General features: G+C 72.1%; 9 protein-coding genes and 1 pseudogene. 4 read left to right on the top strand and 6 right to left on the bottom strand.

Translation table 11 applies throughout. The features are described 5' to 3' along the window. Positions 1-33: 33 nt before the first annotated feature. Complete coding sequence (locus tag JOL79_RS29050; protein WP_210159098.1) at positions 34-279, bottom strand: hypothetical protein; 246 nt, start codon at positions 277-279, stop codon at positions 34-36. Between the two features lie 162 nt (positions 280-441). Between JOL79_RS29050 and JOL79_RS35905 the strand changes: the two are divergent. Beyond that, positions 442-741, top strand: a pseudogene (locus tag JOL79_RS35905) (SDR family NAD(P)-dependent oxidoreductase); the annotation flags it as partial. Positions 742-825: 84 nt separating this feature from the next. On the opposite strand, the gene JOL79_RS35665 reads toward JOL79_RS35905, so the two are convergent. Together JOL79_RS35665 and JOL79_RS29035 are read right to left on the bottom strand one after the other, a co-directional pair. Then, on the bottom strand, positions 826-1,623 hold the full coding sequence (locus JOL79_RS35665; RefSeq protein WP_230985694.1) for a collagen-like domain-containing protein: 798 nt from the start codon (positions 1,621-1,623) through the stop codon (positions 826-828). Positions 1,624-1,781: 158 nt separating this feature from the next. Next, entirely contained in the window at positions 1,782-2,609 is an 828-nt protein-coding gene (locus tag JOL79_RS29035) for an SAM-dependent methyltransferase (RefSeq protein ID WP_210159097.1), read from the bottom strand. Positions 2,610-2,848: 239 nt separating this feature from the next. On the opposite strand from JOL79_RS29035, the gene JOL79_RS29030 reads away from it, so the two are divergent. Next, positions 2,849-4,831, top strand: coding sequence for an ABC transporter ATP-binding protein (locus JOL79_RS29030; protein ID WP_307848794.1), 1,983 nt, complete (start codon positions 2,849-2,851; stop codon positions 4,829-4,831). Between the two features lie 602 nt (positions 4,832-5,433). Here JOL79_RS29030 and JOL79_RS29020 read toward each other — a convergent pair. Genes JOL79_RS29020 through JOL79_RS29010 form a run of 3 tightly spaced genes read right to left on the bottom strand, consistent with a single transcriptional unit; the run spans position 5,434 to position 8,380 of the window. Continuing rightward, positions 5,434-6,324: an ABC transporter ATP-binding protein gene (locus JOL79_RS29020; RefSeq protein ID WP_210159095.1), complete on the bottom strand. Its 891-nt coding sequence runs from the start codon at positions 6,322-6,324 to the stop codon at positions 5,434-5,436. Positions 6,325-6,344: 20 nt separating this feature from the next. Then, positions 6,345-7,373, bottom strand: a complete 1,029-nt coding sequence (locus JOL79_RS29015; protein ID WP_210159094.1) for a FecCD family ABC transporter permease — start codon at positions 7,371-7,373, stop codon at positions 6,345-6,347. Then, entirely contained in the window at positions 7,370-8,380 is a 1,011-nt protein-coding gene (locus JOL79_RS29010; RefSeq protein ID WP_210159093.1) for a FecCD family ABC transporter permease, read from the bottom strand. The genes JOL79_RS29015 and JOL79_RS29010 overlap by 4 nt, the downstream gene beginning before the upstream one ends. Positions 8,381-8,519: 139 nt before the next feature. On the opposite strand from JOL79_RS29010, the gene JOL79_RS29005 reads away from it, so the two are divergent. Both JOL79_RS29005 and JOL79_RS29000 read left to right on the top strand, forming a co-directional pair. After that, on the top strand, positions 8,520-9,536 hold the full coding sequence (locus JOL79_RS29005) for an ABC transporter substrate-binding protein (RefSeq protein ID WP_210159092.1): 1,017 nt from the start codon (positions 8,520-8,522) through the stop codon (positions 9,534-9,536). 2 nt (positions 9,537-9,538) lie between these two features. Then, positions 9,539-11,023 carry a pyridoxal phosphate-dependent decarboxylase family protein gene (locus JOL79_RS29000; RefSeq protein WP_307848793.1) on the top strand — a complete coding sequence of 495 codons (1,485 nt, stop codon included), beginning with the start codon at positions 9,539-9,541 and terminating at the stop codon, positions 11,021-11,023. The last annotated feature ends 10 nt before the right edge of the window (positions 11,024-11,033 follow it).

Below are 11,033 nucleotides of genomic sequence, written 5' to 3'. Positions count from 1 at the left end.
CCCGGCGGTGTGCCGGGAGCCGCCAGGAGTGCGTCAGTTCACGTATGCCCACAGGTCGTAGGTGTAGTTCCAGCCGTTCTGCGGCTGATGCGTGCTGCACCACCAGACGTTCCATCGGCCGTTCTGGTAACCCGACTGCCCGAACGAGATGCAGATGTCGTACGGCAGGTTCGAGTAGACCATCTGAAGGGTCGAGGCGTTGGCGGGGGCGGCCGAGGTCACGGCCGGGGCGACGACGGCCGTGGCGACGAGCAGGAGGGCTGCGAGTCGATGACGCACGGATTCTCCTTGGCGAGGATCGGTGACCGGATACTCGCATTGCACGGCGCGGCGGTCGGACCGGCAACGGCCCCGCGCGCCGGACTCTGGGATGCAGGGCCGATGCCCCTCGCCGGGTCGCACGACGTGTAACTTTCACCGGCCGCCGCCGCGTCGGTTGCCACCTGGGCTCGCTCCCGCGCTCAGTCGGCGGCGGCCGAAATCAGGGCCGAAGGCGGCACGGCCGTCTTCGTGGCGACAGACGTCACCGTGGAGGAAGAGGTGGCGGCCCTCGTCGGCACCGCGACGGCCGAGTTCGGCCGCCTCGACGGCGCGTTCAACAACGCCGGCGGCGGCAGCGTCATGGGGCGGATCCGGGAGATCGACGAAGCGTCCTGGAACTCTGTGATCAGCGTGAATCTGACCAGTGTGTTCTTCAGCCTCAAGCACGAGATCCCGGCACTCGTGGCGTCCGGAGGCGGCGCCATCGTGACGGGCGTACGGTCACCCGTGATTCCCGGCCGGTGCGGTGCCGGTTCGGCGGCACCGCACCGGCCGCCGGTTCCGCTAGCCCTTGATGCAGATCACGTAGATGGTGCCGCTGACGCCCTTGCCCCAGAGCCTCCAGCCGACCGCCTTGTCGTTCTCGATGAGCGGCGCGTTCGTGGTGATGTAGGGCTGGCCGTTGCCGCCGGCGATGAAGCCGCCGCCGGTGGCGACCGTTCCGCTCGGGCACTTGACCTCGTCGCCGCCGCCGTTGGCCGGCAGGTAGAGAGAATCCGCCTTGGTGGTCACGGTGGCCGATCCACCCCCAGGGCCGGCCGGACCGGCCGGACCCGCCGGGCCCTCGGGGCCGCGCGCTCCCGTGTCGCCCTTCGGGCCCTGGGGACCCGCCGGGCCGCGCTCGCCCGGCGCGCCCTTCTGACCCGGGGCGCCGGTCTCGCCCTTGTCGCCCTTGGGACCCTGCGGCCCGGCGGCGCCGGCCTTGCCGTCGTCGCCCTTGGGACCCTGCGGGCCCTGCGGGCCGGCGGCGCCCGTGTCGCCCTTCGGGCCCTGGAGACCCTGGAGGCCGCGCGGTCCCTGGAAGCCGCGCGGGCCCTGCGGCCCCTGCGGACCGGTGCCGCCGATGCCCGCCGGCCCCTGCGGACCGGTCTGGTTCCAGTGAACCTTCGTCTCGGTCGGACGGCAGGTGGTCGTGGAGCCGACCAGGCGCATGTAGCGCGTCGTCTTGTTCACACACGCGAAGAGCATGCTGTTGCTCGCCGACGAAGCGGTGGCAGCGCCACCGAGAACCAGGAACGACCCGGCCAGGGCGCCGGCCGTCACGAGGCCGATGCTCCGACCGCCCGGCAGTTTGATAGCCACGGGACTTCCCTTTCTGAGGCACGCGAGGTGCGTGGAAATTCAGGGGTACGAGTGATTTACGCCCCAGGGGAAGCGGTGGTTGTCATGCCGGACATCACGTATGCGCATCGCCGGTAGGAGTCAGCCGCGGCTGTCAACGGCTCCGGGCGACACGGGCGTCAGCGGGGCTCGCTACCGCCGGCGAGCCGGGCCACGCCGCCGACGAAGTGCCCACCGCTCGGGGGACGCTCGCGGAAGCCGCCCTCCGGCCGCCACTCGGAGACGGGTACGACGCCCTCCGGTGAGAGCTGGAAGCCGTCGAACAGGCTGGTGATCTCCGCCACGGAACGCATGGTGATCTGCATGTTCGCCCGCTCGTAGACCGCCGTGCCCTCCCTCTGGGCCTCCGGGCTCAGGTCACCGGGCGTGGCGTGGCTGATCACCAGGTGGCTGCCCTCGGGGAGCCAGGCGCGCATCGTGTCGACGATCTCGCGGGCCTGCCCGCCGGGGATGAAGTGCAGAAGCGCGATCATGATGACGGCGATGGGCTGTCCGCGGTCGAACAGCCCGGCGATGTCGGGGTGATCCAGCAGCGCGGCCGTGTCGCGCACGTCGGCGTGCACCATGCGGACCGGCCCGTCGGGGGCGCCGGCCAGCAGAGCGTTACCGTGGACGACCGCGATCTCGTCGCTGTCCACATACGCGATCCGGGCATCGGGCGCGACGCGGTGGACGATCTGATGGACGTTCTCGGCGGTGGGCAGGCCGGAACCGATGTCGAGGAACTGGCGCACACCCGCCTCGGCCAGGTGCCGTACGGTGCGCATGAGAAAGGCCCGGTTCTCCCGGGCCCGCTGCCGGAGATACGGCACGATCCGGATCAGGGCCTCGGCCGCCTCACGATCGGCGGCGAAATTGTCCTTGCCGCCGATCAGATAGTCGTAGATGCGGGCGGCGTGGGGCACGTCGGGGTTGATTCCCAAGGCGAGGACGTCGTTCGTTGACACGGTGGCGGGCCTTTTCCGGACTCGGCGGATGAATAGGGACGCGAAAATCAGCGAAACGCGCCCTTATTTTACTGATCACGTGCCGGATGTGAAGAACGTACGGTTGTGGACGCCGGGCGACGAGAAAATCGTTCGCCCCCGCCCTGCGCGTTGCGGGACCATGGCCACGGCGACGTCGGCATTCGGGAGGGCTGATGACGACACTCGGCGCGATCGATGATTCCAAAAACGACCAATCCGTGCGCAGATCGGCGGTTCTGCTGGCGCTGCGCTACTACTGCGGCGAGCTGAGAAGCGATTGGCGGGTCGCGCTACCGGCCCTGACACTGCCGGCGCTCGGGAACATCTGCCAGCTCTATCTCGCGCCGCTGGCGGTGGCGGGGCTCGTGGGGCGGCTGTCCGGTGGCGGGGCGGGGTCCGTCGAGGTGCTCCTGCCCTACGTGCTGGGTTTCGGCGCGCTGCTGTTGACCGGTGAGGCGCTGTGGCGGGTGGCGATTCACTTCCTGAACCGGACCGACGGCCTGGGCGTCGAACGGCTCGGCATGGTCGGCATGGACAAGTTGCTGGCCAAGGACACCGCGTTCTTCCACAACAACTTCGCCGGCTCGCTGACCAAACGGGTGCTGGGATTTTCGGCCAGATTCGAGGATTTCGCCGACACACTCACGGTCTCGATCGTCGCCAAGGTGGTGCCCCTGGCCTTCGCCTCGGTGGTGCTGTGGCGATATCACCCGCTGCTGGTCCTCGTTCTCGTCGGCCTCATTTTCATCGCCGGCGTTCTCGCCGCTCCGCTCATCCGCCGTCGCCAGGCGATAGTCGACGAACGCGAGGCCGCCAAGGTGCTGGTGTCGGGCCACGTCGCCGACGTGCTCACCAATATGGAGACGGTCCGCGCGTTCGCGGCCGAGGACCGCGAAGCGGTCGAATACCGGGCCAGGATCGCGGAGCAGCGCAGGTTGTCGATCCGTTCCTGGGATTACAACAACCTCCGGGTGGACGCCGTCGTCGTTCCGTTCTCTGTGCTCACCAGCGCCCTTGGTCTGCTCGTCGCCGTGGCGCTCCGCGGGGGTCTCGGCGTGGAGGCCATCGTGGTGACGTTCACCTATTACACGAACGCGACCAGCATCATGTTCGAGTTCAACCAGACCTACCGCCGCATGGAGAGCGTGCTCACCGAGGCGGCACAGTTCACTGAGCTGCTCCTGGTGCCGCCGACCGTGCTGGATCCGCCCGACCCGCAGCCGCTCCGCCCCGCCGACGCGAGCATCCGCTTCGAACGGGTGAAGTTCGCGTACAACGACGGCCCGCTCCTCTTCGACGACCTGGACCTCGACATCCCCAGCGGCACCAAGATCGGCCTGGTGGGCCGGTCCGGTGGCGGCAAGAGCACACTCAGCCGCCTGCTCCTCCGTCTCATGGATATAAACGGGGGCAGGATCCTGATCGGCGGGCAGGACATCGCCCGGCTGCGTCAGACGGATCTGCGCAGCCTGATCGCCTACGTCCCGCAGGAACCGGCCATGTTCCACCGGTCCGTGCGCGACAACATCGCGTTCGCCCGGCCGGGGGCCACCGACGGCGAGATCCTCCGGGCCGCGCGGGCGGCGCACGTCACGGAGTTCGTCGAGGCGCTGCCGGACGGGTTCGACACCCTGGTCGGGGAGCGCGGCGTCAAGCTCTCGGGCGGGCAGCGGCAGCGCATCGCGCTCGCGCGCGCCATCCTGCGCGGCGCCCCGATCCTGCTGCTTGACGAGGCGACCAGCGCGCTCGACTCCGAGAGCGAGATCCTCGTCCAGGAGGCCCTGTGGCGGCTGATGGAGGACCGCACCGCGCTCGTGGTGGCCCACCGCCTGAGCACCGTCGTCCGCATGGACCGGCTTCTCGTCCTCGACCGGGGACGCGTCGTGGAGCAGGGCTCCCACAGCGAGCTGCTCCAGGCCGAGGGCGTCTACGCCGGGCTCTGGCACCACCAGTCCGGCGGCTTCCTCGTCGACGACGACCCCCCGGCCCCGCTCGACCGTCCCGCGCTCGCGCCGCGGCCGTTCGGCCGGAGCTCAGCGGACGCAGCAGGTGGAGCAGGGATCGGCCTCAGGCAGGGTGATCCACAGGCAGCAGGTGCGGCGGCGGAAACCGTCGCCCTCGGCGGTGACCAGCCCGGCCACGGGCGGGCCGATGTCCTCCAGCAGCCGGGCCGCTCCCGCCTGGTCGCCGAGCAGGACTAGCGGGTGGACGACCGCCTCCGCGGTCGAGCCCCACAGAGTCCGCTCACCCACCTTGGTCAGCGCGCCCAGCGCCGTGATCAGCGGGCGCTGCCCGTCGGCGAGGGCCTCGCGCACCGCCGTGGCGGCGTCGGGCACGACGACCGTGCCCGGGGTTCCGGCCAGGGGGTCGCCGGGAAGGACCGCGACGGTCACCCGGGTCGCGGCGACCGTGACGCCCGCCGCCGACTCCTTGACCACCGTGTCGCCGAAGCGCATCAGCGGCACCCGCCGTTCGAGCGCCCACCCCAGGGCCATCGGCAGGGTGTGCCAGTAGCCGTACGTCTTCCACAGCAGGGCCGCCGCCACGTGCGGCGGCGCGCCCCACCGCTCGGCGGTCCGGTCGACCAGGAGGCGCAGCCCCTCGTACGGCTCCCGCACCAGGTCGGCCACGGGCAGCCAGCCGGGAGAGTCGTCGGCGAGCAGCCCTGGGAGCACGCCGAGCACGCCCCCGCGCTCGGCGGCGAGGCCCTCCAGGTGGTTAGAGAGGATGTCGAGCACGGTTTCTCCTCCGGAGATCGGGTGCGTCAGCGGGGACGGGGCAGCGTCCCGGAACACCTCGGCGCTCATGCCGTGGCCCGCCGTACGGCCTGTGCGGCCTGGGCGGCCTGCGCGGCACGTCTCCGGGCGGCGGGCACGACGAGCGGGGTGCCGGTCTCCGGGTCGTCGACGACCCGGCAGGGCAGCCGGAAGACCTCGTTGACCAGGTCGGCGGTCACCACGTCCTTCGGCGCGCCGGCCGCCACCACCCGCCCGTCGCGCATCGCGACGAGGTGGGTGGCGTAACGGGCGGCGTGGTTGAGGTCGTGGAGCACCGCCACGAGCGTGCGGCCCTCCTCCTCGTGCAGCCGCGCGCACAGGTCGAGGATCTCGATCTGGTGGGCGATGTCCAGGTATGTCGTGGGCTCGTCCAGCAGCAGCAGCGGCGTCTGCTGCGCGAGGGCCATCGCGATCCAGACGCGCTGGCGCTGACCGCCGGACAGCTCGTCGACGACGCGGTCGGCGAGGTCGGCCACCCCCGTCGCCTCCATCGACTCCCGGACCACGCGTTCGTCCTCCCTCGACCACTGGCGCAGCAGCGACTGGTGCGGGTATCGGCCCCGACCGACCAGTTCCACCACGGTCATGCCCTCCGGCGCGACGGACGATTGGGGCAGCAGGCCCAGGACGCGGGCGACCTTCTTGGCCGGCAGGCAGGTGACGTCCCGCCCGTCCAGCAGTACGGCTCCCGCGGCCGGCTTGAGAGTGCGCGACAGCGCCCGCAGCAGCGTGGACTTGCCGCACGCGTTGGGCCCGACGATCACGGTGAAGGACCGGTCCGGGATGGCGACGGTCAGGTCCTCGGCGATGACGCGCCGGTCGTAGGCGAGCGTGAGCGCGCTCCCGGCCAGCCGCGACGGCGAACTCCGGTGACGCTGTGGGTCCGTCTCCGCCCCCGTGATGGCGCCGCGTTCCATGTCCGAGACTCCGTTCCCATTCAAATCCGGCCCGCCCCGCGCTCGCGGGCGAGCAGCCAGACGAGGTAGCCGCTGCCGGCCACGCCGGTCAGCACCCCGACGGGCAACTGGTGATCGCCGAACAGCCGCTGCGCCGCCCAGTCGGCCGTCACCAGCAGCGCCGCGCCCGTGCACGCCGAGGCGAGCAGGTTCGGCCCGGGCGCACCGGTCAGCCGCCTGGAGACCTGCGGCGCGGTGAGCGCCACGAACGACACCGGACCCGCGGCGGCCGCCGCCAGCGACGTGAGCAGCACCGCCGCGGCCAGCACGGCGAGCCGGACGCGCTCCACCCGGACGCCGAGGGCGCCCGCCAGGTCGTCGCCCATCTCGATCACCCGTACGGCGCGTCCGTGGCCGATGAGCGCCACCGGCACCAGCACGGCCATCGCGGCCGCCAGCGGCAGGGCCTGCTGCCAGCCCCGGCCGTCCAGGCTGCCGGTGAGCCAGAGCACCGCCCGGGCGGCCTCCATGAGCTGGGCCCGGGTGAGCAGGTAGCCGTTGACTCCGGTGAGGATGGCGAGGGCGCCGATGCCGATCAGCACGAGCCGGGCGCCGTGCACGCCCTTCCGCCAGGCCAGGGCGTAGATCGCGACACCGGTGAGGAGGCCGCCGAGCACCGCGCCGCCGGCCAGCGCCAGGCTGTCGCCGCCCGCGACGACCACGACGAGCGCCCCGGTCGACGCGCCCTGGGTGAATCCCAGCATGTCCGGGCTGCCGAGCGGGTTCCGTACGAGCGACTGGAAGAGCGCGCCGGCCAGGGCCAGCGCGCCGCCGACGAGCAGGGCGGTGACCACGCGGGGCAGCCGCAGCTCGTTGACGACGAAGTCCTGGGCGGGGGTGCCGCCGCCCAGGGCGGCGCGCAGGACCTCGGCCGGGCTCATCGGATAGTTCCCGCCGCCGATCGTGAACACGCCGACGGCGAGCGCGAGCACCGCGCAGGCCGCTCCGGCGGCGAGCGCGCGCGGCCGGAAGCGCACGGAGCGGTCGCCGGGCAGATGTACGACGGTCATGTCCGGGCGACCCTCGCGCGACGGGCGAAGTAGAGGAAGAACGGGCCCCCGGCCACCGCGGTGACGATGCCCGCCTGCAGCTCGCCCGGCCGGCCCAGCACGCGGCCGAGCACGTCGGCGCCGAGCAGCAGCACGGGCGCGAGCACCGCGCAGTAGGGGAGCACCCAGCGCAGGTCGGGGCCGGTCAGCGCCCGGACGAGATGGGGCACCATGAGGCCGACGAAGACGATCGGCCCGCAGGCGGCGGTGGCCGCGCCGCACAGCAGCGTCACCGCCACGATCGCGGCCGTACGCACCAGGCCGGGGCGAGCGCCGAGGGCGCGGGCGGAGTCGTCGCCGAGCGCGAGCGCGTTGAGCGGCCGGGCCAGCCCCAGCGAGAGCACCAGTCCGGCCGCGACGAAGGGCAGCACCGCCGCCGACGTCGCGTTCTGCGCGCTCGCCAGCGAGCCGACCGTCCAGAACCGCATCTTCTCCAGGGAGTCGGAGTCGAGCAGCATCACGGCGCTGACGTAGGAGTACAGCGCGGCGTTGAGCGCGGCGCCGGCCAGCGCCAGCCGGGCCGGGGTCGCTCCGCGCCCGCCGCCCACCGCGTACACCAGGGCGGAGACGACGGCCGCGCCGGCCAGTGAGAACCAGACGTAGCCGCCGAACGAGGTCATCCCGAGGAACGCGGTGGCCGTGGCGACCGCGGCCGAGGCGCCCGCGTTGATCCCGAGCAGCCCGGGGTCGGCGAGCGGGTTGCGGGTCAGCGCCTGCATGACGCCGCCCGCCAGGCCCAGCGCCGTCCCGGCGAGCAGCCCGAGCAGGGTGCGCGGCAGCCGCATCTCGCGCACCACGGTCCACGCGGCGGAGCCGTCGTCGAAGACGCCCCGCCACACGGCGCCCGCCGAGAGCTGCCTCGCGCCGAACGCCACGCTGAACGCCAGCACGGCGACCAGGACGAGCGCCGCGCCCGCGAGCCCGGCGGCGCGCAGCGCGTTCCGCTCGCCGGGAGGTCGTACGGGCATGGCGGCTCCCTACTGGACAACTTAGGTTAGGTTACCCTAAAAAAGTATCTACTTAGGTAAGCCTAACCAAACCTTGCTGCCGAGAGAAAGACGGAAATCCATGTCGCATCCCGCGATCGCCCGAACGTCCGGCCGGCCGATGACCAGGCGTGGTCTGCTCGCATTGGGCGGCGCGGCCACCGTCGGCGTCCTGCTCGCCGCCTGCGGGACGGCGGACGGGGGGACATCGTCAGGGTCGCCGTCCGGCTCTACGGCGGGCGGGGGCTGGTCGTTCACCGACGACCGCAAGGTGACAGCCGACGCGGAGGCGGCCCCGTCGCGCATCGTGGCCTTCACCGGCACCGCCGCCGCGCTCGTGGATTTCGGCCTCGGCGAGAAGATCGTCGGGGTCTTCGGCGAGACGAGGAAGGCGGACGGCACGCCCGAGCCCCAGGCGGGCGACCTGGATTTGAGCAAGGTGACGATCCTCGGCAACGCGTGGGGTGAGTTCGACATCGAGAAGTACGCCGCCCTGCGGCCCGGCCTGCTCGTCACCCACATGTACGACCCCGGCGCGCTGTGGTACGTGCCGGACGAGAGTAAGGACAAGATCCTCGGGCTCGCCCCCAGCGTGGCGATCACCGTGGCCCGGACCCCGATGACCGAGCCGATCAAGCGGTACGCGGAGCTGGCCGAATCGCTCGGCGCCGACCTCGACGCGCCGAAGGTCGTCCACGCCAAGGCCCGGTTCGAGGCCGCGGCCGAGGCGGTGCGGCAGGCCGTCGCCGCCAATCCCGGGATCACGGTCATGGCCGCCTCCGGCAGCCCCGACCTGCTGTACGTGTCCAACCCCGGGGTCGGCACCGACCTCATGTACTTCGCCCAACTCGGCGTCGATCTCGTCACGCCGGACAAGCCCGGCACCGGCGGCTACTTCGAGAGCCTGAGCTGGGAGAACGCCGACAAATACGACGCCGACCTGATCCTGCTCGACAACCGCGGCACGGCTCTGCAGCCCGCCGCCCTCGCGGCCAAGCCCACCTGGGCCAAGCTTCCCGCCGTCAAGGCCGGTCAGGTCGCCCCCTGGGACGCCGTCCCGCGGTTCTCGTACGCGGGTGCCGCGCCGCTGCTGGAAAACCTCGCCACGGCCATCCGGAACGCCAGGAAGGTCAGCTGATCATGAAGATGGACGGGCGGCCCGTCGACGTCGCCAAGCCGCACCTTTTCAACGAGCGCACCCTGGACGGCTACCGGCGGACCCTGGCCGACGGGATCGATCGGGTGGTCTCCCGGATCGGCCGCGCCGACCGGCCGTTCACCGGCATCTCCGCCGCCGCGCTGGCCCGCGAGATCGCCGAGGTCGACCTGGACCGCCCGCTGGGCGAGGCCGCCGTCGCGCTCGACGAGTTGGAGGACGTGTACCTCAGGGACGCCGTCTACTTCCATCACCCGCGCTACCTCGCCCACCTCAACTGCCCGGTGGTGATCCCGGCCCTGCTCGGCGAGGCGGTGCTCACGGCCGTCAACTCCTCGCTCGACACCTGGGACCAGAGCGCGGGCGGCACGCTCATCGAGCGTCGCCTGATCGACTGGACGGCCGGGCGGCTCGGGCTCGGGCCGTACGCCGACGGGGTGTTCACCAGCGGCGGCACCCAGTCGAACCTGCACGCGCTGCTGCTGGCGCGCGAGGAGGCGCTGGCCGGCGGACGCGAGAAGCAGCACCGGCTGCGCGTGATCACCTCCGAGGCCGCGCACTTCAGCGTGCGGAAGTCGGCGAAGCTGCTCGGCCTCGCCCCCAACGCGGTGATCGTGGTGGAGACCGACGCCGACCGGCGGATGCGGCCCGCCGCGCTCGCCCGCGAGCTCGACCGCTGCCGCCGGGAGAACCTGCCGGTCATGGCCGTCGTCGCCACCGCGGGCACCACCGACTTCGGCTCGATCGACCCGCTGCCCGAGATCGCCCGTCTGTGCGCCGGGGCCGGGGCGTGGCTGCACGCCGACGCGGCGTACGGCTGCGGGCTGCTGGTCTCCCGCACCCGCCGGCACCTGCTCGACGGCGTCGAACGCGCCGACTCCGTCACCGTCGACTTCCACAAGTCCTTCTTCCAGCCGGTCAGTTCGAGCGCGGTGCTGGTCCGCGACCGCGCGGTGCTCCGGCACGCCGCCTACCACGCCGACTACCTCAACCCCGCGGGGACGGCCGGGCGGATCCCCAACCAGGTCGACAAGAGCCTGCAGACCACCCGCCGCTTCGACGCGCTCAAGCTCTGGCTGACCCTGCGCGTCATGGGCCCGGACGCGATCGGCGCGCTGTTCGACGAGGTGGTCGACCTCGCCGCGGCCACCTGGGTCCTGCTGAACGAGGACCCGCGCTTCGAGGTCGTCACCAGGGCGCAGCTCAGCACGGTCGTGTTCCGCTACCTGCCCGCCGATCCGGGGCGCGCGCTCGCCGGCGAGGCGAACCTGTACGCCCGGGAGGCGCTGGCGGCGTCCGGCGCCGCCATGGTCGCCGCGACCAGGGTCGACGGCCGCCACTACCTCAAGTTCACCCTGCTGAACCCCGAGACCACGCTGGACGACATCGCGCACGTCCTCGATCTCCTGGCCGGTCACGCCGAGCGGTACGTGAACGACCGGGTCCCGCTCGGCGTGTCCGCCGGCTGACCCCGCCTTC

Origin of the sequence: Microbispora oryzae (assembly GCF_017896165.1) — a bacterium.
GTDB classification, from domain to species: Bacteria; Actinomycetota; Actinomycetes; order Streptosporangiales; family Streptosporangiaceae; genus Microbispora; species Microbispora oryzae.
This window is presented reverse-complemented; position numbering and strand designations above follow the sequence as displayed.

What these genes read in the sequence shown, in the direction of transcription:
- JOL79_RS29020 (WP_210159095.1), bottom strand. Translation starts at nt 6,324, where the DNA reads ATGGAACGCGGCGCCATCACGGGGGCGGAGACGGACCCACAGCGTCAC.
- JOL79_RS29015 (WP_210159094.1), bottom strand. Translation starts at nt 7,373, where the DNA reads ATGACCGTCGTACATCTGCCCGGCGACCGCTCCGTGCGCTTCCGGCCG.
- JOL79_RS29010 (WP_210159093.1), bottom strand. Translation starts at nt 8,380, where the DNA reads ATGCCCGTACGACCTCCCGGCGAGCGGAACGCGCTGCGCGCCGCCGGG.
- JOL79_RS29005 (WP_210159092.1), top strand. Translation starts at nt 8,520, where the DNA reads ATGACCAGGCGTGGTCTGCTCGCATTGGGCGGCGCGGCCACCGTCGGC.
- JOL79_RS29000 (WP_307848793.1), top strand. Translation starts at nt 9,539, where the DNA reads ATGAAGATGGACGGGCGGCCCGTCGACGTCGCCAAGCCGCACCTTTTC.